The organism is Synechococcus sp. CS-603, assembly GCF_977929215.1.
In genome coordinates, this window is the sequence record NZ_OZ376778.1 from 1081753 (window position 1) to 1104080 (window position 22328).

The following is a 22328-nucleotide window of genomic DNA, read 5'->3' on the forward strand; positions in this document are numbered from 1 at the left end:
GTACCGGTGATGACAACCCTGTGGCGCGACCAACCGGTGGGCTTAGTCGGACTGGGCCTGATCGGTGGCTCGATCGGGCTGGATCTCCGGGCGGCTGGCCTGGAGGTGCGGGGCTGGGTGCATCGCCAGGCGACGGCGGAGCGGGCCAGCCAACGGGGCCTGGCAAGCCAGGTGGGCACCGATCCAGCCGTGCTGGCCGGCTGTGGCCTGGTGGTGCTGGCTCTGCCACTCGATCGGCTGCTGGATCCGGCCGCCGAGCTGATCGCGGCTTTGCCGAATGGTGCTGTGATCACCGATGTCGGTTCGGTGAAAGGCCCGGTGCTCCAGGCCTGGCATGGCAGGGTGCCGCGCTTCGTGGCCAGCCATCCGATGGCCGGCACAGCGGCGGCGGGGGTGGAGGCCGGCCAGCGGGATCTGTTCCGCGGCCGCCCCTGGGTGGCCACCCCGTTGGCCGACACCGACCCTGAAGCCCTGGCGGTGGTGCGTGAGCTGGCCACGCTGCTGGCGGCCCAGTGGCTGGAGTGCGCCGCCGCCGCCCACGACGAGGCCGTGGCGCTGATCTCCCATCTGCCGGTGTTGGTCAGTGCGGCCCTGTTGCAGGCTGCGGAGCGGGGATCGGCTGCCGCTGTCGCCGGGGGTGTGCCGGCCCTGGTGCGGGCCCTGGCCTCCAGCGGCTTTGCTGACACCACCCGGGTGGGCGGTGGCAACCCGGAGCTGGGCACGCTGCTGGCCCGCTGCAACCGGGAGGCGCTGCTGGACGCGCTGAGCGATTACCGGGGCTGCCTTGAGCAGCTGGAGGGGCTGGTGGCTCAACAGCGCTGGGCGGAGCTTGAGGCCACACTGGCGGCCTGTCAGCAGTTGCGGCCTCCTTTCCTCAAGCCTTGAATGGCGATCGGGGTCTCAGGGCCCCAGCTGCGATCAGGCCAGCGCCAGGTTGAGGCCCCGCCCGGCCAGCAGTTGCCGGCAGACCATCAGCGCCGAGAGGCTCACGCCTGCGGTGCCCTCGCCCGGGTGGATGCCGTCGCCGCACAGCCAGAAGCCCGGCAGCGGGGTGCGGCTGGCCAGGCCGAAGGGGCCGAAGCGGGACGGGCGCTGGCCGAGGCCGCCGACGAAGCCAAAGGGCCTTCCTGTCCAGTGGGCAAAGCCCCGCGGCGTGGCCAGCTCGCTGTGGCGGTAGTGCTCCGGCCGCAGCCCGAGGAGTTGGCCCAGCCCCGCCTGGATCTCTGCCAGCGCTTCCTGCTTGCGGGCCTGATAGGTGGGCTCGTCACCATCGAACCAGGGCCGGGCCGGTGTGAACACACTGGCAATCACGGTGGCCTCCCCCGCCGGCGCGCGCCCATCCCCTCCCGGCTGATGGACACAAACAATGAGCCCGGCTCGGTGCCGTCCAACTGGAGGTGGGCGGGACAGCCTGCGGGAAGGGCGCTGCGGGCGACCGCGGCGTAGAGAACCAGGGCGCCGCTGGGATCGCTGAACCCCTGCAGCCGTCGCTGGTACCCCGCCGGCAGGGCCTCCCCCAGCAACGCCGGCAGGGCCTGCGGGGGTGCCGTGCAGATCAGATCGCGGCAACCCAGTTGGAACGGCCGGCCGCCGGGACCCTGGCCCTGGATGTTCCAGCCGGAAACCTGCTCTGGCCGCAGCCGGCTGACGCGGTGACGGAGCCGCAGACTGCCGCCCGCAGCAGTGAGCCCCTGCTCCAGGGCGCTGCTCAGGGCCTGCATCGAGCCCTCTAGGTGCCACAGACCCTGGGGCTCCTGGGCCATGGCCAGCACCGTGGCGCCGTAGAGGGCAGCGGTGCGATCAGCCGGTTCCTGGGAGTAGAGCCGCAGCTGCAGATCAAGGAAGCGGCGCAGCCGCTGGTTGTCCGCGCAGCCGCTCAGCTGCAGCAGATCGGCCACGCTCGCTCCCACCAGCAGGCCGCTGGCCAGATTGCCTGGCCGCAGCGACCCGATCAGCTGGCCCAGGTCCCAGAGGTTGCGGGGCGGCAGCACCGGATCGCGGCCGGCAAATCCCCAGCTGGCCTGATGCAGCCAGTCGCAGAGGTTCCAGAACGGGTCACTGCCGGGAAAGTGTTGCTGCCGCTCCTGCTGCCAACGCCCAGGATCGCGCCAGAGCCTGATCGGCGGCTCGCCATCGCCCAGATCCACCACGCAGCCGGGATCGAGGGGTGTGGCGGCCGGCGCCGGCAGACCCAGATGCCGGAACAGACGGCTATGAATGCCGCCCGGCTCCAGCCCAGCCACCTGGGTCGCCCCCACATCAAAGGTGTAGGCCCCCCGCCGGAAGGTGCCGGCGCAGCCGCCGCTCTGCAGGTGGCCCTCCAGCAGCTCCACGCTCAGCCCTTGGCGCGCCAGCAGGGCCGCTGCCGTGAGGCCGGCGATGCCAGCGCCGACCACGGCCACATCGCAAGTGGCCTGCGGAGGTAATCGGCTCTGGGCCACGCGTGTCCTGCGTCAAAGAGCCGGCATGCTGGCAGCCGGATGAGGGCCTCCGATGGTGGAACCACTGGCGAGCTGGGTGGAGCGTCAGCTGGGAACCAGTCTGGTTCGCTGCCAGCCGGTGGCGGGCGGTTGCATTCATCGGGCCTGGAGTCTGGAGCTGGGCGATGGCCGCCGCTTGTTTGTCAAAACCAACAGCGCGGCGATGTTGCCGCTTTTTGAGGCGGAAGCCGAGGGGCTCAGGGCCTTGGCCGCTGGGGCGGATGCCGAGCTGCGGATCCCGGCCCCGCTGTTCTGCGGCCTGGAGGGGGAGCGGGCCCTGCTGGCAATCGAGTGGCTCGATCTGAGGTCCTCCGGCGATGGCAACGGTTGGACCCGTTTGGGAGCTGCCCTGGCGCGGTTGCACCGGCGCAGCAGCTCGCTGAAGCCCGGTGCCTTCGGCTGGGAACACGACAACTACATCGGCTCCGGCCTGCAGATCAACGGCTGGTCGCCTGACTGGGGCTGGTTTTTCACCGAACGCCGGCTCCGCCCCCAGTTCGAGGCGGCGGCGGCCAGTGGCGGCCCTTGGCAGGAACGGCTGCAGCAGCCGATCGAGAACCTGCTCAAGCGAATGCCGGCTTGGCTCAACGGCCATGGCGCCCTGCCGAGCCTGGTTCACGGCGACCTCTGGGGCGGCAATGCTTCGCTGTTGGCCTCAGGGAGCGAGTGGGCTCGCCCGGGAGCTTCGGCCTGCGGCGCTGTCTTCGATCCGGCGGTGTATCGCGGTGATCGGGAGGTGGATCTGGCGATGGCGCGCCTGTTCGGAGGGTTCCCCGAGCCCTTCTTCAACGGCTATGAAGCCGAATGGCCCCTCGCCCCTGGCCACTGCCAACGCGCACTCTTCTACAACCTGTATCACCTGCTCAACCACGCCAACCTCTTTGGCGGTGGCTACTGGCAACAGGCGGAAGCACGGGTCTGGGAGCTGAACAAACTGATCGCCGCCCGCGCCGACACCTCCGCCGACTGACCTGGGAAGGGGAAGGTGAAGGTTGGCCGGCCTGGCAAGCCATCGGCTTGGCGGTCTAGCTGGCGATCAGCCCAGATATTCCTGACGCAGGGTCTGAAGCTTGCTGATCACGGCGGAGCGTTTCTCGCTGGTGGTCAAGTTGTGCCAGCTCCACTGGCCGACCACCACCAAGCCGAGCAGCTCCAGCAAACCAGGCACCACTGGCAACAGATTGATGGTGTCGAGCACACCCTTGATCAGGACCTGGGCGATGATCACCGCCAGCAAAATACCGACGGCCTTGCCCACCCGGCCGGCCTGGCTCCAGTCGACCTTGTCAAGGGTTTCGTTGACCTTGCCAAGGATTTCGCTGTAGCGCTCGGTGAAAGGGGTGGTGACGGTTTCTGCCGCAGCGTCCGTGGATGATTCGGTCATCGGTCGTTCCGTTTGGGCCGTTTGCTCCTGTTGCTCGGTGCTGGCTTCGCTCATCAACAGAGAGGCAGTGGATTGGGATTCAAACCCATAACGTATCGGCATGGGACAGCCCTGGCCAGAGCTGGTGCACATTGGTCGCGATCGGCTGACCGAGCTCGAAGCGGTTCTGGTGGCCCAGAGCCCCACTGAAAGTTGCGCCTTGCTGCTGGGAACCTGCCTGCCTGCTGGTGATGGACCTGCCTGCCCGCCGGCGTTGCGGATCGAGGCGGTCTGGCCCTGCCTGAATGTCTGGGAGCCTGCTTCTGAGCGCCCCAGACGCTTTGCGGTTGATCCCAGAGAGCAGCTGCTGTCACAGAAATGGGGACGCCGGCACGGCTGGCAGCTGATCGGCACGGCCCACTCCCATCCGCTTGGAGAGGCGTTGCCTTCCGATCTCGACCGGTCCCTGGCTTTCCCGCCGGCGCTGATGTTGATCGCCTCCGGCCTGGTGGCAGGCCCCGGCCGGGCCGAAGGCAGAGGACGCAGCACGGCAACGACGATCCGGGCCTGGTGGCTGAGTGAGCCTGCCGAGCCAGCTTCAGGGCTGGCTGAGGCCCACCCCCTTCCACTGGGGATCGAAGATTTGGGAGAATAGGGACATAGCCGCGACAGGCGGCTGCCCATGGCCCCGGCCCTCTGCCCATGCTTCCTCCCGATACCAGCGGCGTTCAGCTCTGCCCCGATGAGGTGGCGCGCTTCTCCCGACATCTGATCCTGCCGGAAGTGGGCATGGAGGGCCAGAAGCGGTTGAAGGCTGCCTCGGTTCTCTGTGTCGGCACCGGTGGGCTGGGCTCACCGCTGCTGCTGTATCTGGCGGCGGCCGGCGTCGGGCGGCTCGGCATCGTCGATTTCGATGTGGTCGACACCAGCAACCTGCAACGCCAGGTGATTCACGGCACCAGCTGGGTGGGCAAACCCAAGATCGAATCGGCCAAGCACCGCATCGCTGAGATCAACCCCCACTGCCAGGTGGATCTCTACGAAACCGCCCTCACCAGCGACAACGCCCTGGAGATCATTGCCCCCTACGACATCGTCTGCGACGGCACCGACAATTTCCCCACCCGCTATCTGGTCAACGACGCCTGCGTGCTGCTGGGCAAGCCGAATGTCTATGGCTCGATCTTTCGCTTCGAGGGTCAGGCCACGGTGTTCAACTACCAAGAAGGGCCCAACTACCGCGACCTGTTCCCCGAACCGCCGCCGCCGGGCATGGTGCCCTCCTGCGCCGAAGGCGGGGTGGTGGGGGTTCTGCCCGGCATCATCGGCATGATCCAGGCGACGGAAACGGTGAAGCTCATCACCGGCATCGGCACCACCTTGAGTGGTCGTTTGCTGCTCTTTGATGCCCTGAAGATGGCCTTCCGCGAATTGAAGTTGAGGCCGAGTCCGGATCGGCCGGTGATCGATCGCCTGGTCGACTATCAGGAATTCTGTGGTGTGGGGGGCAGCGAGCCCGGCATGGAGGAGGCTGGGGCAATGGACACGATTTCTGTCACCGACCTCAAGGCCTTGCTGGATGCCCAGCCCGCCGATCTGCTGCTGGTGGATGTGCGCAACCCACCGGAAGCCGAGATTGCGGTGATCCCCGGTGCCGTGCTGATCCCACTCGATCGCATCGAGAGCGGTGAGGCGGTGGAGGAGCTGCGCCAGCTCGCCGCAGGCAAGCGGCTTTACATGCACTGCAAGGTTGGAGGCCGCTCAGCCAAGGCCTTGATCGCCCTTCAGCGTCATGGCATCGAAGGGGTCAACGTGGCAGGCGGGATCAATGCCTGGAGCCGGGAGGTTGATGAGGCTGTGGCGCTTTACTGAGCCAGCTTTTGAGGCTGGGGCTCAACGGGGCGTGACTTAGTAGTCGACTCCCCGTTTGAGTTCCACTCCCCTCTCGGCGTAGTGCTTGTGGCAGACCATCTCCGAGTGGATGCTGGCCAGATCAAAGTAGGTCGGAGCATTCTTGCAACGACCGGTGATGATCACCTCGGTTTCTGCTGGTTTGCGCAGCAGGGTCTGCACGATCGGCTCCACCGGCAGTAGCTCGAGATCCACAGTGGGATTGAGCTCATCGAGGATGACTGTTTTATACAGACCGCTGGCGATGGCCGCCCGGGCGATTTCCCAGGCGCGCTCTGCTTCGACATAGTCGATTGTTTGCTGCTGGCCGCGCCAGACGATCGCATCGCGGCCGGAGCGCAGGTGATCAACCAAATGGGGGAAACTCTCGCGCAGGGCGGCAATGGCCGCATCCTCGGTGTAGCCGCTCCCCCCTTTTAGCCACTGCAGGATCAGGACCCGATGGCTCTTGTCCTGGCTGATGCCCCGACCGATCGCCTGGAGTGCCTTGCCCAGAGCGCTGGTGGATTTGCCTTTGCCGTCCCCTGTGTAGATCTCGATTCCCGAGAGGCCTGAGATTCCGGCCTGGGGATGGTGGTGAGCCCGCATTTCCGAATGCAGATCAGCCTGCTGGATCAGTTGTTGGGGGGCACCACGGCCTGTCACGATCACTTCCATGCCCGGCGGTCTGGCGGCCAGGGTGTTCACCACGTCGGCGGTGTCGAGCAGGCCGAGGTCGAGAACGGGGTTGAGTTCATCGAGAACCACCACTGAATACAGGGCGCTGGCAATGGCTCCCTTGGCGATGTCCCAGCCCCGCTGGGCTTCCTGTTTGTCGAAGCGGTTGGCCTCCGTTGCGGTGAAGAAATCACCACGGCCGGTGCGCACCTGATCAATCAGGTGGGGGAATCCCTGCTGCAGCGCTTCGATCGCGGCGTCTTCGTCGTAAGCGCGGCCGGGCCCCTTCAAGAAGCGGAGCAGCAACACGCGCGTCCGCTTCTGCTCGCAGATCCCTAGACCGATCGTGCGCAGCACCACCCCGAGGGCCGCCTGACTCTTCCCTTTGCCTTCTCCGTCATAGAGGTGCAACTGACCGTGAAGACGTTCGTTGCTGTCGGCGGCTGTGCGGATGCCAATGCCTTGGCCCGTGGCCCTTGAAGTCGCTGTCATCACCAGCCTTCTACCGTTGGATTCTAACGAGCTGTGCCTGGGGCCATGCCATCAAAAGGACAGCATCAGCATCCTCTCGTTGAATCCCTGGGCGAGGAGCTCTGGCCGCAACTCCAGGGACTGCGGGATGTCCTGGCCCGATCTGGTTCTGTCGTGGTGGCCTATTCCGGCGGGGTCGACAGCGCCCTGGTGGCAGCCATCGCCGCCGAGCAACTTGGCGATAGGGCCCTGGCCGTCACCGGTGTCTCGCCGGCCCTGGCACCCCATCTGTTGGAGGAGGCCCGCCGCCAGGCTGCCTGGATCGGCCTGCGCCATCAGGAGGTCGCCACGGCGGAACTCGATGACCCGGCTTACGTTGCCAACCCCAGCGAGCGTTGCTACGCCTGCAAGCGTGAGTTGCACGGTCTGCTCGCCCAGGTGGCCGCTGCCGCCGGCGGGACCCGGGTGGTCGATGGGGTGAATCTCGATGATCTCGGTGACCATCGGCCAGGAATCCGCGCGGCCAGGGAGCGTGGCGTTGGTTCACCGCTCGTCGAACTGGGTATCGGCAAGGCGGCGGTGCGCCAGATCTCCCGGGCCCTGGGCTTCCCCTGGTGGGACAAACCGGCCCAACCCTGCCTGGCTTCCCGGTTTCCCTATGGAGAGCCGATCAGTGCCTCGCGGCTCTCGCGGGTCTCAGCGGCCGAAGATTGGTTGCGCCAGCAGGGCCTGCGCGAGATGCGGGTGCGAAGCCAGGGCGAAACCGCCCGGATTGAAGTGCCCGTCGATCAGCTCGGCTTGCTCGTTGAAGATGGCGCGCGCGAAGACCTTGTTACAGCTTTCCGGCAGCTTGGTTTTACGGCCGTGAGCCTGGATCTTGAGGGTTTGGTGAGCGGCAAGTTGAATCGACGTCCCGAAAACCAACCCCCCAACCCCAGCAGCCACAAGATCCTGGGCAACGGGGCTGGCTGAACCATCCCCCGCCGCTTGGTCGTCAGGCTGTGAGCACGGTCGTCAGGCTGCCAGCACGATCGGCAGGCGGAGCTCGCTGCCCAGGGCCGCCGGGGTTTCCCGCCGGAAGCTCTTGAGTTTGTGATGGCCCGCGGTGAGTTCCTGGCAGAGCACCTGACAGGCCCGCTCCGGCATGGTGTGATCGCCGCAGGTGAACACATCCACCGCCGCATAGCCCGATTCCGGCCAGGTGTGGATGGAGATGTGGGATTCAGCCAATAGGGCCAGCCCGGTCACTCCCTGCGGTTCAAAGCGGTGGGTGATCAGATTCAGAAGGGTGGCGCCAGCCCGTTTCGCTGCGTTGGTGATGGCGCTTCTGAGAAAAGCTTCGTCGTCGAGCTTGCCTTTATCGCAGTCGTAGAGCTCGAGGATGCAGTGTTTCCCCACCATCTCGGTGGCACTGGGAGTGGGCGGCTTAAGGCTCTCGTTGCTTTGGGCTCCACTCCATCCCGGGTTGGGGTGAAGGCAGGGCAGGCTCTGGGTCATTGAATCTGATCAACCAACCCCCCATCCTAGTCACCTCTCAATCGCAGCTGGTGACTATTCCTCCGTGGATCTCGATGCGCTGCGACTGCGCAGACCAGCTGGCATGGAAGGCCTCGACGTGGGTGGCGCTGATCAGGCACTGATGGCCTTCCCCCACGGCCTCCAGCAGCAGTTGCTGGCGCTGCGCATCAAGCTCGGCCAGCACGTCATCGAGCAGCAGCAGGGGGGGCTCTCCCCAGAGCTGGCGTACCAGCTCCAGTTCGGCCAGCTTGAGGGCCAGCACGAGGCTGCGTTGCTGGCCGGCCGAGCCGTAGCGACGGGCCGATTGCCCGCCCAGCAGCAGGCCCACCTCATCGCGATGCGGCCCCACCAGGCACTGGCCTAGGCGCAGTTCCTCGCTGCGTTGCTGCCTCAGCTGCTCAGCCAGGGCGTCGCGCCAGGGCCCCTCCTCCTCCTCCCCCTCCAGGCGACTACCGGCCTGATAGCCCAGCTCCAATCGCTCCCGGCCGGCGCTGAGCCGCTCCTGCCAGGCGGCGGCCAACGGCTGCAGCCGGGCGAGGGCGCGGCGGCGGCGGCGGTGCAGGCGTGTGCCCACCAGGGCCATTTGTTGGTCGAAGGCGTCGAGCAGGCCGCCTTGCTCCCCAGGGGCGATGCCGCGGCGCAGCAGCTGGCTGCGCTGACGCAGCAGCCGCCCGTAGCGCCGCAGCAACTCGCTGTAGACGGGCTCAAGCTGCAGCACCACCCGATCCAGCCACTGGCGGCGCAGGGCCGGCTCGCCGCGGACCAGGTCCAGATCCAGGGCACTGAACACCACCACCCGCAGCGGGCCGATCAGGTCGTGGTGGCGCTCCAGGGTCTTGCCATTGCGGCGCGCCTGCCGTCCTCCCCTTCGCCGCAGCTCAAGTTCCAGCTGATCGTCGCCACAGCTGGCCCGGATCAGGGCGGCCGGGTCACCGTGGCGGATCAGATCCTGATCGCTGCCGGTGCGATGGGAGCGCAGGCTGCCCAGCAGCTCGACGGCCTCCAGCAGGTTTGATTTCCCCTCACCATTGGCGCCAATCACCAGCAGCCTCGGGGCCGCCAGGTTCAGCCCCAGCTGGGCGTAGTTGCGAAAGTGGTGCAGCTCCAGGCGGTGCAGCCGAATGGGTCTGGGGCGGCATGCGGTTAAGGTACCTCTGTCAGTAGAAGCGACAGCTTTTCACTGAGCGGCTTTCAGTCGCTGTCAGGGCATGTAGCTCAGCTGGATAGAGCATCAGATTCCGGTTCTGAGGGTCGGGGGTTCGAATCCCTCCATGCTCGTTTCACTCCACCCTCCCCGCCGGAGTTCGCAGGGAGAGTCCCATCGCCCGGATCCCGCCCGGATCCACAAGGAATCCATAGCGTTGCAGGGCCTGGAGAGCTTCCGGTGGGGCCGCCACCGACACACTGCAGCCACTGAGTTCCTTCTTCAGCCGGCTCAGAGCGGTGTGAACCAGGACCGAGAGCACGGCCTGCTGTTGGGGATCCCCGGGAGAAGCGGCCAGGTCCCAGAGGTTGGCGTTGAGTGCCTGATCACTGGTGGCGCGCACAAATCCCACCAGACTGCCGGCCGGATCATGGATGCTCAGCTGCCAGGCGCTGCGTTGCAGCACCAGGCCGAGACGTTGCTCGTTTCTGCTCCTCTCCCCGCAAGCGATCAGCAGCGCATTGAGCTCGCCCACGTCGGGAAAGACGTCACTGCTGATCGCATAACCCTCGGGCAGGCGAGGGGCGGGAGGCTTGTTGCGAAAGGGGATCAAGCGTTCCTCAGCCCGTGTTGCGCATGCCGGCCGCGATCCCGTTGATCGTCAGCAGCGCTCCCCGCAACAGCTCGCTGCGGCTGTAGGTGCGGCTGTCGGGGCTGTCGCCGCTCGCTTCGCTCATCGGTGGCTGGCGGTTCTGGTCCCTGAGTCGGCGCAGCAAGGCAACTTGAAGAAAGCCCAGGGGGATGATCGTGCGGTTGCGCAGGTCGACCGAGAGCTGCAGGGCTGGATCGCCATCGAGCAGGCGGCCATGGCCGGAGATCTGCAGCACCAGATCGCGGGTGAGGGTGAACTCGGCGGCGATCTCCGCGAAAATCTGCTCGAAGGCAACGCGATGTTCCGGGCGGCCGAGCGCTTCAACGTAGTGATGGGCCAGATCCAGGTCCACCTTCGAGAGCGTCATCTCCACCTTGGAGATCAACATCCGGAAGAACGGCCAGCGCTGGTAGAGCAGCCGCAGCAACTCCAGCTGGCCCGGGTCACTGTCGAGTTCCTCCTGCAGGGCCGCCCCCACCCCAAACCAACTCGGCAACAGAAAGCGGCTCTGGGTCCAGCCGAACACCCAGGGGATCGCCCGCAGACTGGAGAGATCCTTGGCCCCGCTCTTGCGCCGCGCCGGACGACTGGAAATCTGCAGCTTGCTGATCTCCTCGATCGGGGTGACCTGCTGGAAAAAAGCGACCAGATCCGGATTGTCGTGGACGAGTTTGCGGTAGTGCAGGCGTGAGCTGGCGCCCAGCCGGGCCATCAGCTCGTTCCAGCTGGGGGTGTCGTCGAGGCTGGTGCTCACCAGGGTGTTCTGGAGCACAGCGGTGGTCATGGTTTCGAGGTTGTAGAGCGCCAGCTCCGGCAAGGAATACTTCGACGCCAGCACCTCGCCCTGCTCGGTGATCTTGATGCGGCCGTTCATGGTGCCGCTGGGCTGGGCCAGGATCGCCTGGTAGGCAGGCCCACCGCCACGCCCCACCGATCCACCGCGGCCATGGAAGATCCGCAGTGCCACGTCGTACTGACAGGAGAGGCGCTGCAGGGAAATCTGGGCTTTGTGGATCTCCCAGTTGCTGGAGAGGAAGCCGGAATCTTTGTTGCTGTCGGAGTAGCCCAGCATCACTTCCTGCAGGGGCTTGTCGGCCTCGCCGCTGCTGGCCAGCAGTTGGCGGTAGAAGGGCTCGGCAAACAGCCGATCCATCACTGCCGGGGCGCGCTGCAGATCTTCCACCGTTTCGAACAGGGGCACCACCAACAACTGGGTGCTGACCGTTTTCGGGTCGACCAGGCCGGCTTCTTTGGCCAGCAGCATCACTTCCAGCAGATCCGAGACCGTGTGGCACATCGAGATCACGTAACTGCGGCAGATTCGCGCGCCGAATTCCCGTTGCAACCGCTCCAGCATGCGAAAAACCGCGAAGGTCTCGGCGGTGGCCGGGCTCCAGCTGGCGGCTGGCGGCAGCAGGGGCCGGCGGGTCTGGAGTTCCGCCAGCAGCCAGGTGATCCGCTGGTCTTCGTCCATGGCGCCGTAGGCCACGGGTAGCTGCAGGTAGCGGCTCAGTTCGTCGAGGGCATCGCTGTGGCGGGTGCTCTCCTGGCGGATGTCGAGGGTGGCCAGGCTGAAGCCGAAGATGTGCACCTGGGAGAGCAGTTTGCGCAAGGGCTCGCAGCTCAGACCGGTGTTCTCCAGGCTGTCGCGGAGCAGTTCCAGTTCGGCCCGCAGTTCGCCCACGGAGCCGTAGTGGAGGTCTTCAGCGGGTGAGGAGACCATGCCGGTGCCGAAGGAGAGGCCGGCCGTGTTGCTGGGACCGTCGCAGGGGGATTCCCAGCCCGCATCGGCGAGTTGCTGGTTGCGTTGCTGGGTCAGCTGCAACCGCTCCAGGGTGTAGCTGAGTTTCAGCCGATAGGGCTCAAGCCGGTAGCGCGCCGCTCGTTCTTCATAGATGTCGGGGAAGCGCAGCCGGTCGATCTCCAGCGATTCGAGCAGCGGTGCACTCACCTGGCTCCACTGCATCGAGATGCTGAGCTGATCGCGCAGATCCTGCACCGAGGCGATGTAGCGCTCGATCATCAACTGACGCTGAAAGCAGGCGGTGCGCCAGGTGATGTCCGGGGTGACGGAGGGGTTGCCATCGCGATCCGAGCCCACCCAGGAGCCAAAGGTGCAGAAGGCATCCCGCGGTGGTTCCACATCCGGATAGCTGCCGGCTAAGGCGCTGTGGATGCGCAGGCGCAACAGGGGCATGGCATCGAAGAGCACCTGCTGGAAGTAGTGCAGGGCGTAATCCACCTCATCGAGCACCGAGGGCTTGAACTGGTGGAGTTCATCGGTGCGCCACCAGAGCCGAATCTCTTCTTCGAGCTGGAGACGCAGGTTGCGCTTGTCATGGAGCTCGGCGGGGCTGTCCTGCTGGAGCTTCTGGATCAGGGAGGCGACCCGGCGTTGTTTGTGCCGCACCGTATGCCGCACGATTTCGGTGGGGTGGGCTGTGAAAACGAGGCGGATGTCGAGTTCCCGCAACAGGGTTTCGAGCTGGGCGGGCGGCACGTTCAGCCCGCGCAGCCGCGTGAACAGTTCCTTGAAGGTGGCCGGATCGGTCTGGCTGGCCAGCGGCGGGGCAAAGGGGTCGGGGCTGGGCGGAGGCAGCCCGTCTTTGAGGCTGGCGAGATAGCTGTCTTCCTCGATGTGCTGCTCAAGGATGTTGACCAGCTGGAAGTAGAGCGAAAAGGCCCTGGCCGCGGCAATCGCCTCAGCCAGATCCATCTCCCGGATCAGCTGAACGATCGGCGCGTTCTTCTCCGGCTGCAGCGCCGACTCACTGGTTTCTTCGCTGAGCTCCTTGAGCCTCAGCAGCCGCTCAGCCTGCTCGGGCGGACACTCGCTGCGCAGCACCGTTTTCCAGAGATCCTCCACCAGCTCCAGGCGCTCGCCCAGAAGCCGGGTCACGCGCGGTGCCGGCTGGGTGGGGTCGGGGCCAGGGGACTCCTCCATGGCGGCTGAAGCTGCGGTCAGAAACTGCCGCATGGGAGCCGGCTCAGCGAAGGAAGGAACCATGATCATCCCAAAGGGTTCAGGGCTTCTGTGTTGTGTGGTGCCGGTTGCCGCTCAAGGTTGGCCATCGCCTCGATCTCAGAAGTCAAGATCGACTCGATGCTTTCCCCCCGTTGGTGACGCCCCAGCCAGCGCATCGCCTCATTGCCACCGTCATGGGCGCCGTCATGGCCACCGTCCAGCACCTTGGCCAAGGGAGCCAGCCAGGGCCCAAGGCCCAGTTGGATCGCCAGCGGCTGCATGGATTCAAGCTCCCGCCGCAGCCAGGTGCGGGCCGGCAGGGGCTCGCCGCTGCGCCAGTCGAGCAGTTCGGCGTCCAGGCTGGCCCTGGCGGCGGCCAGGTCGTTGGCGTCAGATAGTTCGGCCAGCTCGGCAGGGCTGAGGCTGCTGGCGCGTAGGGGGTCATGGGCCTCTGGATTCGAGTCGAGCTGCAACAGCCGCAACTCGATGAAGGCCGTGATCGCCAGCAGCACCAGGGGGTCGCTGATCAAATCGCAGATGCGGATCTCCAGCCGATTGAGATCGTGGGGGCGGCTCTCCCCGTTGGGGCGCACCGAGGTCCAGAGATGGCGGACGTTCTGCATGCTGCCGGCCGCCATCTGCTCCTCCATCCAGCGGATGTAGTGGTGGTGATCGAGGAACAGCGGCACCTTGGCCGGGGTGAGCGGGAACTGCAGCCAGCGCTGGGAATGGGCTCCGCTTGCTTTGCCATCGAGGAAGGGCGAACTGGCGCTCAAGGCCAGTAGCAGGGACGCCTCGCAGCGCATCAGCCGGCAGGCGGCGAAGAGTGATTCCATCGCCGTGATGCCCAGATTGATGTGAACGCTGGCGGTGACCACGCTGGTGCCGTAGGTGCTTTCAATGAAGCCGTGGTACGCGTTGGTGGGATCGGAGCGCTCGAAGCGGCTGCTGTCGCCCAGGCTCAGGGTGCTGCCGGGAATCAGGGTCAGCCCCTGCTGCTTCAACCAACGCCGCAGCTGCCGGCGTGGCACCTGGAGCATGGTCAGTTGGTCGGTGTAATTGGCATCGGGGTGGGTGATGTATTCGAGATTGCGGTGATCCGGCTCGGTCACGAAGCCAGGAAGCGCCGCCGCCACCTGCTCGGCCATCCCGACCACAGTGCCGTTGGCCTGGCCGGTGAACAGCTCCACCTCGAATCCCTTCAGCAGCAAAGGGCCACTCATGGCGTTCCATCCTCAAGGCAGGCCAGCGCCTTGAGCAGGCCACGGGCCTTGTTGAGGGTTTCTTCGTATTCGGCTGCCGGCTGCGAATCGGCGACCAGACCGGCGCCCGCCTGCACCTGAACACGCCAGCCGCCGGCTGGGTCAGGCAGCACCACCATGGTGCGAATCGTGATGGCGGTGTTGAGGGCGCCGCCCAGATCGACGGCGCCGTAGACGCCGGAGTAAGGCCCCCGGGCGTCGGGTTCAAGCTCGTGGATCAGCTGCATGGCTCTGATTTTCGGGGCTCCGCTGACCGTTCCTGCCGGAAAGGAGGCCTGGAGCAGGTCCCAGATGTCCTGGTCTGCTGCCAGCAGACCCTCCACCTGGCTGACGATGTGCATGACGTGGGAATAGCGCTCAATCACCATTAAGTCGGTGACCGCGACGCTGCCAGGTCGGCAGACCCGGCCCAGATCGTTGCGGCCCAGATCGACCAGCATCACATGCTCTGCCCTTTCCTTGGGATCGGCAAGCAGCTCCTGCTCCAGCCGCTGGTCCTCCGCCTCGCTCTGGCCCCTGGGGCGGGTTCCGGCAATGGGCCGAAGCGAGGCCAGCACGCCCTGCTCGCTCGGCTCGGCCTTGACCATCACTTCAGGGCTTGAACCGATCAGATACCAGCCGCCGAAGTTGAAGAAGGCCATGTACGGGGAGGGATTCACCATCCGCAGGCTGCGGTAGAGCTCAAAGGGATCGCGTTGGATCGGCGTCTCCAGCCGTTGGCTGATCACCAGTTGGAACACGTCACCGGCGGCGATGTGGCCCCGGGCCGCCTCCACGGCCGCTTCGTAGTCGGCCTGACTGCGGTTGCTGGTGGTGGCCAGCGGCTGGGTGGGCTCGGCGTTCCAGCGCAGGGGTTTGACACCCTTGGGCAGGGGGGCCTGCATGCGTTGCTCCAGGCTGTGGATCCTGGCTTCGGCGCTGGCGTAGGCCTGCTCGGCACTGCTGCCGTCGCTGAGATCGCCATAGGCCACAGCAATCAACTGCCGTTTCACCTGGTCGAAGACCAGCAGGCTGTCGGCCAGCATCCAGCAGCCGTCGGCAGGCCCGGCTGGATCATTGGCGTGGACCGGCACGCTGGGCTCGATCCAGCGGATCAGTTCGTAGCCCCAGAAGCCAAACAACTGACCCACCGGTGGCAGACCCGGCACCGGGGTGGAGTGAAGGTGACTGAGGCGTTCTCGAAGTAGTTCGAATGGATTTCCCTGGTGGTGGCAGATCCGGCCATCCCGCCAGACCTGCTCGGCGCGTTCGCCTCGCACCGTCAGGGTCCAGAGCGGATCGGCCACCACGTAGCTCCAGCGCCCCAGGTGCTCCCCTCCTTCAACGGATTCGAGCAGCACGCCATGGCGACTGGCAGCCCCCACCTTCAGCCAGGTGGTCAGCGGCGTTTCCAGATCGGCGGGCCAGCGCTTGGCGATCGGGATGAAATTGTTGCCGGCGCTCGCCAACGCAAGGAAGGCAGCGTGATCGGGAGAGGTCTTCACGGCGACGGCCAGGCAAAAAAAACGGGGCCCCGGGCCCCGCCTTTCTAAATGGTGATCGGTTCAGGTTCTCAGGACCTGCCTGCCGCTCAGGAGTCGAAGGTGTTGCGACCGGTGAACTTGATCGTGGATGGGTTGGGGTTATCGCCGATGCGACGGGAATTGAAGCCCACCATGGAGCGGCCTTCGTTGACCTTCTCGGGGAAAACACCATCCTTGGGGTGCAGATATTCGGTGTCACCACCGGGGAAGATCCGGTAGATCTTGAAATCTTCGATGCGGGGCTTGAACTTGGTGCGCAACTGAGTGCCGAGGGCCAGGCACTGCTCCTTGCGTGCAAAATACATGATGTTCTCACCTTCGTTCATCTCGGCGGCCCCGCCGGTGGGAAGTTCGAAAACCTGGGAGGTGCTGCTTGTCCAGGTGATGGCGTATTTCTCCTCGGTTTCCGCTGAGTTCAGCAAACCTCCGGTGCTACCGATGTACTTGGGGAGTTGACCGCTCAGCGCCGTTGCTGTCATGGCTGTTGGGGGAGGGGAGTGGGCGTTCCCGGAGGAGCTGCCGGACCGTTTCGGCTGGAAGCTAGCACCGTGTTTCCAGCCCTTATCTCAGGAGCTGCCCTCTCTTCACACCCGTCAACAAATTCAGATCTCGCTGGCCTCCGGGCTGGCGGCCAAGGGAAAGAAGACGGTGAGTCCGCTGCCTGCTCTTTCGGTCAGGCGGCCGCCGAGGCTATGGAACAGGCGCTGGGTGGCCTCCCGGCTCAGCTGCAGGCTGCCGGTGAGGGGATCCCAGCTCAGCACCGGACCGAGGGCCGCCGTGGGGGCCGCCGTCGCCGTTTCCGCCCCTGGCGTGTTGAGGCCGTTGAGTTGCAGTTTCAGCCGAGAGCCAGCCGGTTGCAGACGGATCAACACCGCGGTGCCGGCCGGCAGGCTGCGGGTGAAGCGGTCGATCAATCCCCCGAGCATGGTTTCGAGCAGGTTGGGATCACTCATCACTGGCTGAAGCTGATCCTCGATCTCCAGCTTCAGGCCTAATCCCCGCCGCCCCAGCTGCCGCTCCCAAAGCGGCAGCAGCTTCTGCAGCAGGGCCGCCAGATCGGTTCGCGCCAGGGACTGGCTGGGGCGGGGGCGGCGCTGCAGTTCGGCGGCATGGAAGATCAGGCCGAAGCGGTCGATCTGCTCACTGCATTCGCTGTCAATCTGCTCAAGCCGGTGGCGCACCACGGCGGGCAGGTCGGTGCGGCGCAGCAGGGAGCGGATCAGGGTCCGGATCGTGGCCAACGGCGTGCGCACCTCGTGGGTGAGGGCCTCAAGCAGGGCCAGCTCGCCGCTGGCTGGATGCGGCGTCTGCTCGTCCCTGGCGGGGGCGGCCTGGACCACGGGTTGCAGGGTGACGCTCGGCGCCATCGCGGCGAGGCGTTCGCCCAGTCGCGGCCAGAAGGCCTGTGCCGTCTTCTCCTCGCTGCGCAGGGCTCCGAGTTCTTGCATGGCGCTGCGCAGACTGCGGGCTGCGCTGGGGCTGCGGCGCTGCAGGCGTTCATCCACCAGTTGCAGGGCCGCCGCCAAGGTGGCGGGGTCGAAGCGCAGGATCAAGCGCCGCCGTTGAGGCTCCCCCTCCAGGGCCATCGCCATCTGCAGCTGGGGGGTGAACAGCAACAACAGCGGATCGGTGCCGTCGTCGTCCTCGAGGGTCAGGCGCTCGAAATCTGGTGTTGGCCCTGGGTGAGGGTCAGCGGATTGCCGCCAACGCCCCGGCAGCAGGGGCGCAGGGGGCTCCAGCAGGGTTCCGACCGCCTTGGGCGTCCAGACCCAACCCTGCAGTTCCCGCAGCAGGGCGGGCTCGTGCAGCGCTGGCAGCGGCGACGCCAGCCAGACCCCTTTGAGGGGTTGGAGCGGCAGCAGAAAATCTTCCTGCAGGGTGGCCAAGGCTGCCCACCACTGCCGGCGTACGCCGTCCTCATCGCTGCGGCCGGGCGGAACGCCCTGGGCCAGACGTTGCCGTAACTGCTGCAGGGTCGGGCCGTTCACCAGCCCCCCTGGCTGGAGCGGCTGCGACGCAGCACCGAGGCACAGAGCCCGAGGGCAATGAAGTTGACCAACATCGCCGAACGGCCATAACTCATCCAGGGCAGGGGGATGCCGGTCACGGGGCCGAGGCCGATCGTCATGAAGATATTGACCACCACCTGGAACATCACCATGGCGCCGATGCCGACCACCACCAGTGACTCGAAGTCGGTGCGGGCCTTGCCGGCGATCTGCAGCAGGCGCCCCATCAGGGCGATGAAACCGACCACCACCAGCATGGAGCCCACATAGCCGGTTTCCTCGCCCAGGGCACTGAAGATGAAGTCGGTGTGCTGTTCCGGGATGAACTGAAGCTTGGTGAGTTGGCCATGCATCAGGCCCGTTCCCCAGAGACCGCCAGAGCCAATGCCGACCTTGCTCTGCAGCAGGTGGTAGCCCCCGCCGAGGGGATCTTTGGATGGATCGAGGAACAGCACCAGGCGGTCGCGTTGGTAGTCCTTGAGGCCATGGGCCCAGAGGTAGGGGGTGAGCAGGGCGAACAGGCCCTGGATGCCGACCGCCAGGGCCACACCGGGCCACCGCCAGGGCAGGGAGCGGTAGGCGAGCCAACCCATCAGCGGAATCCAGCCCAGCAGGGCCAGCGGCAGCGTGCCTGCCAGCAGGGCCGCCGCCAGCGGCGAGAGCAGCAGCACCACCCACCGGAGCGACATGCCGGCCCAGAACAACATCACGAGCAGCACGACCCCGAAGACCAGCGATGTGCCCAGGTCAGGCTGGATGAACACCAGAAACCAGGGGATCAGGATCACCCCGGAAGGCCGCAGCAGGTCAATCGGTCGTTCGATCGGAAAGCGGCTGAGTACCCCGGCCAGCAGCAGGATTGCCGCGAGTTTGGCGAATTCCGAAGGTTGCACATGGAAGCCGCCGATGCTGATCCAGCGCTGGGCGCCAAGGGCGGAGGTGCCGACCAGCCTCACCGCGATCAGGCTGACCACGATGAGGCCGTAGATCGGCAGTAACAGGGTCTTGAGCCGATCCAGCGGCAGGCGGGCCAAGAGCAGGGCGAGGCCGAGCCCCACCGCCGCCGAGAGCCAGTGCTGGTACCAATCGGCGTAATCGGCCTGGCGCTGGGTGCTGGCGATCAGGATTCCCGCTAGAAGCGACAGGGCCAGGGGAATGCCCCAGAGCACCAGATCGATCTCCTTGAACCACGAACGTTTTCTCGGGCGGCTGCTGGAGAACACCCTGCGCCGACCGCTGAGCATGGCCATGACGCTCAGGCTGGGTTGAGCGTCGGCACCTGAAGGGTTGCGGCCAGCTCCATGAAGGCTTGCGCCGTTGGTGAATCAGGCTGGGCCACCACCAGGGGCAGGCCCCTGTCTCCGCCTTCCACCACGCCCATCTCCAGCGGCAGCTGGGCGAGCAGGGGCACGTTGGCCTCAGAGGCCAAAAGGGCGCCGCCGCCGGAGCCAAAAATCGAGTAGCGGGCTTCGGGCCGATCCGGTGGGATGAACACGCTCATGTTCTCGATCACTCCCAGCACCGATACCCCCATCTGCAGGAACATCGCCAGGCCGCGGCGGGCATCCTGCAGGGATACCTTCTGGGGGGTGGTGACGATCACGACCCCGGCCATTGGAACGGCCTGGGCCAGGGTGAGCTGGGCATCACCGGTGCCCGGCGGCAGGTCGACGACGAGCACATCGCGCTCCCCCCACTCCACCTGATAAAGAAACTGGCGGATGATCCCATTCAGCATCGGCCCGCGCCAGACCACCGGTTGGTTCTCCTGAATCAACAGGCCCATCGACACCATCGCCACACCGCAGACCTCAATCGGGGTCAGAACCTGCTGGTCGCCGCTGCCGCGCACTTCGGGGGTTCGATCGGCCACCCCGAGCATGGTCGGAACGTTTGGCCCGTAGATATCAGCATCCAGAAGTCCCACCTTCAGGCCCTGCCGGGCCAGGGCGCAGGCCAGGTTCACGGCCACGGTGCTCTTACCCACCCCGCCCTTGCCGCTGCTTACGGCGATCACCCGACCGACGCCGGGGATTCCCTTGCGCTCGGGCAGTTGGCCGGCGCCGGCCGGTCCGTGGCTGTGGCCGGCATCGGCTTGCTCGGGCTGGGCCAGCTCGACCTGCACCTCGGCGATACCATCGACGGCTAGCAGTGCGCTGCGGGCATCGGCGGCGATTTTCTCCCGCTGGCTGGTGGCATAGCCCGGTAAGGCGAGGCGGAACACGGCCCGATCGCCCTGTACCCGAACCTGGCTGATCCAGGCCAGCTCCAGCAGGGTGCGGCCACTGCCGGCATCACACAGGGATTTCAAGGCATCGAGGGCCCGATCAGCGCTGGCCATCCCTTGAGCACCCATAGGTGAATCAATCCTACGGGTCGTGCCCATGACAGAGCCTCTCGAAAGGTTGTGAGCGGGTACGGCAGGCTGGAAAGGTGAACAGGATTCCAGTGCCCCGTCAGGGGCTCAGCTCGCGTGCCCGAACAACCACGGATTGATCCAGCCATGGCCCCGGAGATCGGACCGCCGCCCCAGGCTCCGCCGCCCGATTCCCGCCAGCGGGCCAGGCAGCTACTGATGGGCCTGCAAGACAGCATTTGCGCCGGCCTCGAAGCCCTCGATGGTGAAGGCCGCTTTCAAGAGGAGAGCTGGGAGCGGCCGGAGGGCGGCGGTGGCCGCTCCAGGGTGATGACGGCCGGCCGCATCTTCGAGCAGGGCGGCGTCAATTTCTCCGAGGTGGAGGGGGACCGGCTGCCTCCGGCGATCCTCAACCAGCGTCCGGAGGCGGAAGGGCAGCGCTGGTTCGCCACCGGCACCTCGATGGTGTTGCACCCCCGCAACCCCTATGTACCCACGGTGCACCTGAATTACCGCTATTTCGAAGCGGGGCCGGTCTGGTGGTTCGGCGGCGGGGCTGACCTGACGCCCTTCTATCCCTTCCTCGCCGATGCCATCCATTTTCACCGCACCTTGAAGGGGGCCTGTGACGGCGTCAACCCGGCCTATTACCCGGTGTTTAAGGCCTGGTGTGACGATTACTTCCTGCTCCGGCACCGCGGCGAAACCCGTGGCGTTGGGGGCATTTTCTTCGACTACCAGGACCCTTCAGGAATCCTTTACAAGGGTCAGGATCCCCAGTCTGTGGCCGCGGCTCTCTCCGGTGCTGCCGGGCCTCAGACCCAGAGCTGGGAGCAGTTGTTCCAGTTGGCCAGCGCCTGCGGCCACGGTTTTCTGCCGAGCTACGCGCCGATCGTCGAGAAGCGCAACCCGCTGGCCTACGGCGAGCGCGAACGCCAGTTCCAGCTCTACCGCCGCGGCCGTTATGTGGAATTCAATCTCGTCTTCGATCGGGGCACGATCTTCGGTCTGCAGACCAACGGGCGGACCGAGTCGATCCTGATGTCGCTGCCGCCTCTTGTGCGCTGGGAGTACGGCTACACGCCGGAGCCAGGCAGCCGCGAGGCCTTGCTCACCGATCTGTTCACCTGCCCCCAGGACTGGTTGCAGGACGAATCTCTGAGGGATCGCTGCCAACCCCATCAGGCTGTTGGCTGAGCCGTGGCCGGAACGGGGCCTGGCTGTCAGCCAGCCCCGCTTCGATCGCCTCAACCACCCGCAGGGCAATCGCGTCAAGGGCTATATCGCGGCTGCTGGGGTTGCGCAGTGACGCTTCGAGGGTGCCCTCAAGCTTGCCGATCTCCAGCATGGCAATGCCCCGCCGCGGGGCACCAAGCCCACCGCGGAAGTCAGCGGGGAAGGCGCCGAAGGCGGCGGCGAGGCTTTCATCGAGTTGGCTGAAGGGCCCCATCAGCGGCGGAATCAGGCCCGAGCCGATGCCGTCAGGGCCATAGGCATCGAAGTGGATCTCCAGGGCGTAGCCACCCCGACGCACGTGATCTTTACCCACACTCCAGTTGGTGCGCGGATCGTCGCCATCGGCGATGGTCCTCAGCGGAGGCAGGTAAAGGCTGATGTTGAGCCCCCGCTGCTGCCCGAGGCCCACGATCCGCTCAGCGGTCAGCAGGTTCCAGTGGAGCTCGTCGCGGATGGCGGGATTCATCGGCGCGGCGCCGTGGATGTCGACGGCCTCGCCGGGGGTGCCAGCTCCCGCCATGGCCTGGGAGTCGGCGTGGCCAGCCAGCACCAGGATCGGGGTGCCGGCAGCCAGACTGCGGCGTCCGATCCAGTTCTTGTTCAGTGGCGCCCGGGGACCGGTAAGCGGATCGATGGCGGGCAGGGCCGGGGCCCGCGCCGCCACCGCCGTCGCTGCCGCCAGGATCAGGCTGAACACCCCCAGCGCCGCCCATCGGATCGAGGCGGTCCTGGGAACAACGCGGCTGGGTGCCGTTTTGGAGTGTGAACGGGTGGACACAGG

At 66.1% G+C, this 22328-nt stretch carries 19 protein-coding genes, 1 tRNA gene and 1 pseudogene; 7 read left to right on the top strand and 14 right to left on the bottom strand.

Annotated elements, in window-relative coordinates; genetic code table 11:
• Positions 1–9 precede the first annotated feature (9 nt).
• Positions 10–885, top strand: coding sequence for a prephenate/arogenate dehydrogenase (locus ACXMDM_RS05620; protein WP_071802145.1), 876 nt, complete (start codon positions 10–12; stop codon positions 883–885).
• Positions 886–918: 33 nt separating this feature from the next.
• Here ACXMDM_RS05620 and crtD read toward each other — a convergent pair.
• Positions 919–2402 (bottom strand): annotated as a pseudogene (gene crtD, locus ACXMDM_RS05625) (C-3',4' desaturase CrtD).
• A gap of 91 nt (positions 2403–2493) precedes the next feature.
• Between crtD and ACXMDM_RS05630 the strand changes: the two are divergent.
• Positions 2494–3450, top strand: a complete 957-nt coding sequence (locus tag ACXMDM_RS05630) for a fructosamine kinase family protein (protein WP_071800953.1) — start codon at positions 2494–2496, stop codon at positions 3448–3450.
• A gap of 66 nt (positions 3451–3516) precedes the next feature.
• On the opposite strand, the gene ACXMDM_RS05635 is transcribed toward ACXMDM_RS05630, so the two are convergent.
• Entirely contained in the window at positions 3517–3918 is a 402-nt protein-coding gene (locus tag ACXMDM_RS05635; RefSeq protein WP_071800954.1) for a CAAD domain-containing protein, read from the bottom strand.
• A 46-nt stretch (positions 3919–3964) separates the two neighbouring features.
• Here ACXMDM_RS05635 and ACXMDM_RS05640 point away from each other — a divergent pair, with 46 nt between their 5' ends.
• Both ACXMDM_RS05640 and moeB read left to right on the top strand, forming a co-directional pair.
• On the top strand, positions 3965–4498 hold the full coding sequence (locus tag ACXMDM_RS05640) for a M67 family metallopeptidase (protein ID WP_071800955.1): 534 nt from the start codon (positions 3965–3967) through the stop codon (positions 4496–4498).
• A 47-nt stretch (positions 4499–4545) separates the two neighbouring features.
• Positions 4546–5715 (top strand): molybdopterin-synthase adenylyltransferase MoeB, encoded by a 1170-nt coding sequence (gene moeB, locus ACXMDM_RS05645; RefSeq protein ID WP_071800956.1) that lies wholly within the window; start codon positions 4546–4548, stop codon positions 5713–5715.
• Positions 5716–5751: 36 nt separating this feature from the next.
• Here the strand turns inward: moeB and ACXMDM_RS05650 are convergent, their stop codons facing one another.
• Positions 5752–6903, bottom strand: a complete 1152-nt coding sequence (locus ACXMDM_RS05650; protein ID WP_259722808.1) for a cob(I)yrinic acid a,c-diamide adenosyltransferase — start codon at positions 6901–6903, stop codon at positions 5752–5754.
• Positions 6904–6948: 45 nt separating this feature from the next.
• Between ACXMDM_RS05650 and larE the strand changes: the two genes are divergently transcribed.
• Positions 6949–7854 carry an ATP-dependent sacrificial sulfur transferase LarE gene (larE, locus tag ACXMDM_RS05655; protein ID WP_259722807.1) on the top strand — a complete coding sequence of 302 codons (906 nt, stop codon included), beginning with the start codon at positions 6949–6951 and terminating at the stop codon, positions 7852–7854.
• 42 nt (positions 7855–7896) lie between these two features.
• On the opposite strand, the gene speD is transcribed toward larE, so the two are convergent.
• Both speD and recF read right to left on the bottom strand, forming a co-directional pair.
• The gene (speD, locus tag ACXMDM_RS05660) at positions 7897–8379 is read right to left on the bottom strand and encodes an adenosylmethionine decarboxylase (RefSeq protein WP_071800958.1); all 483 of its coding nucleotides are present in this window, start codon (positions 8377–8379) and stop codon (positions 7897–7899) included.
• 37 nt (positions 8380–8416) lie between these two features.
• Positions 8417–9502, bottom strand: a complete 1086-nt coding sequence (gene recF / locus ACXMDM_RS05665; RefSeq protein ID WP_499570366.1) for a DNA replication/repair protein RecF — start codon at positions 9500–9502, stop codon at positions 8417–8419.
• A gap of 102 nt (positions 9503–9604) precedes the next feature.
• Between recF and ACXMDM_RS05670 the strand changes: the two genes are divergently transcribed.
• A tRNA-Arg gene (locus tag ACXMDM_RS05670) sits at positions 9605–9678 on the top strand.
• A gap of 2 nt (positions 9679–9680) precedes the next feature.
• Here the strand turns inward: ACXMDM_RS05670 and ACXMDM_RS05675 are convergent.
• From ACXMDM_RS05675 to ACXMDM_RS05710, 8 genes are all read right to left on the bottom strand, one after another.
• Positions 9681–10157 carry a GNAT family acetyltransferase gene (locus ACXMDM_RS05675; RefSeq protein ID WP_071800960.1) on the bottom strand — a complete coding sequence of 159 codons (477 nt, stop codon included), beginning with the start codon at positions 10155–10157 and terminating at the stop codon, positions 9681–9683.
• Positions 10158–10164: 7 nt separating this feature from the next.
• Complete coding sequence (gene ppc / locus ACXMDM_RS05680; protein WP_499570244.1) at positions 10165–13209, bottom strand: phosphoenolpyruvate carboxylase; 3045 nt, start codon at positions 13207–13209, stop codon at positions 10165–10167.
• Positions 13206–14384, bottom strand: a complete 1179-nt coding sequence (gene gshA, locus ACXMDM_RS05685; protein ID WP_259722805.1) for a glutamate--cysteine ligase — start codon at positions 14382–14384, stop codon at positions 13206–13208. The genes ppc and gshA overlap by 4 nt, the downstream gene beginning before the upstream one ends.
• A complete protein-coding gene (locus ACXMDM_RS05690; protein WP_071800962.1) occupies positions 14381–15907 on the bottom strand; it encodes an anthranilate synthase component I family protein in 1527 nt (508 codons plus the stop codon). The genes gshA and ACXMDM_RS05690 overlap by 4 nt, the downstream gene beginning before the upstream one ends.
• Before the next feature lie 86 nt (positions 15908–15993).
• The gene (locus ACXMDM_RS05695; protein ID WP_071800963.1) at positions 15994–16425 is read right to left on the bottom strand and encodes a photosystem I reaction center subunit II PsaD; all 432 of its coding nucleotides are present in this window, start codon (positions 16423–16425) and stop codon (positions 15994–15996) included.
• Positions 16426–16548: 123 nt separating this feature from the next.
• Positions 16549–17937 (bottom strand): sensor histidine kinase, encoded by a 1389-nt coding sequence (locus tag ACXMDM_RS05700; RefSeq protein ID WP_259722819.1) that lies wholly within the window; start codon positions 17935–17937, stop codon positions 16549–16551.
• The gene (rodA, locus tag ACXMDM_RS05705) at positions 17931–19199 is read right to left on the bottom strand and encodes a rod shape-determining protein RodA (protein ID WP_259722818.1); all 1269 of its coding nucleotides are present in this window, start codon (positions 19197–19199) and stop codon (positions 17931–17933) included. The genes ACXMDM_RS05700 and rodA overlap by 7 nt, the downstream gene beginning before the upstream one ends.
• A gap of 11 nt (positions 19200–19210) precedes the next feature.
• Entirely contained in the window at positions 19211–20296 is a 1086-nt protein-coding gene (locus tag ACXMDM_RS05710; protein WP_259722804.1) for an Mrp/NBP35 family ATP-binding protein, read from the bottom strand.
• Between the two features lie 162 nt (positions 20297–20458).
• Between ACXMDM_RS05710 and hemF the strand changes: the two genes are divergently transcribed.
• On the top strand, positions 20459–21508 hold the full coding sequence (gene hemF / locus ACXMDM_RS05715; protein WP_259722803.1) for an oxygen-dependent coproporphyrinogen oxidase: 1050 nt from the start codon (positions 20459–20461) through the stop codon (positions 21506–21508).
• Here hemF and ACXMDM_RS05720 read toward each other — a convergent pair.
• The gene (locus ACXMDM_RS05720) at positions 21435–22325 is read right to left on the bottom strand and encodes a dehydrogenase (protein ID WP_259722802.1); all 891 of its coding nucleotides are present in this window, start codon (positions 22323–22325) and stop codon (positions 21435–21437) included. The two genes, hemF and ACXMDM_RS05720, sit on opposite strands and share 74 nt — an antisense overlap.
• Positions 22326–22328 lie beyond the last annotated feature (3 nt).

Coding starts and splice junctions, on each gene's coding strand:
- larE (WP_259722807.1), top strand. CDS start 6,949: ATGCCATCAAAAGGACAGCATCAGCATCCTCTCGTTGAATCCCTGGGC.
- ACXMDM_RS05620 (WP_071802145.1), top strand. CDS start 10: ATGACAACCCTGTGGCGCGACCAACCGGTGGGCTTAGTCGGACTGGGC.
- ACXMDM_RS05650 (WP_259722808.1), bottom strand. CDS start 6,903: ATGACAGCGACTTCAAGGGCCACGGGCCAAGGCATTGGCATCCGCACA.
- ACXMDM_RS05710 (WP_259722804.1), bottom strand. CDS start 20,296: ATGGCCAGCGCTGATCGGGCCCTCGATGCCTTGAAATCCCTGTGTGAT.
- ACXMDM_RS05635 (WP_071800954.1), bottom strand. CDS start 3,918: ATGAGCGAAGCCAGCACCGAGCAACAGGAGCAAACGGCCCAAACGGAA.
- gshA (WP_259722805.1), bottom strand. CDS start 14,384: ATGAGTGGCCCTTTGCTGCTGAAGGGATTCGAGGTGGAGCTGTTCACC.
- ACXMDM_RS05630 (WP_071800953.1), top strand. CDS start 2,494: ATGGTGGAACCACTGGCGAGCTGGGTGGAGCGTCAGCTGGGAACCAGT.
- ACXMDM_RS05695 (WP_071800963.1), bottom strand. CDS start 16,425: ATGACAGCAACGGCGCTGAGCGGTCAACTCCCCAAGTACATCGGTAGC.
- speD (WP_071800958.1), bottom strand. CDS start 8,379: ATGACCCAGAGCCTGCCCTGCCTTCACCCCAACCCGGGATGGAGTGGA.
- ppc (WP_499570244.1), bottom strand. CDS start 13,209: ATGATCATGGTTCCTTCCTTCGCTGAGCCGGCTCCCATGCGGCAGTTT.
- hemF (WP_259722803.1), top strand. CDS start 20,459: ATGGCCCCGGAGATCGGACCGCCGCCCCAGGCTCCGCCGCCCGATTCC.
- rodA (WP_259722818.1), bottom strand. CDS start 19,199: ATGCTCAGCGGTCGGCGCAGGGTGTTCTCCAGCAGCCGCCCGAGAAAA.
- ACXMDM_RS05640 (WP_071800955.1), top strand. CDS start 3,965: ATGGGACAGCCCTGGCCAGAGCTGGTGCACATTGGTCGCGATCGGCTG.
- moeB (WP_071800956.1), top strand. CDS start 4,546: ATGCTTCCTCCCGATACCAGCGGCGTTCAGCTCTGCCCCGATGAGGTG.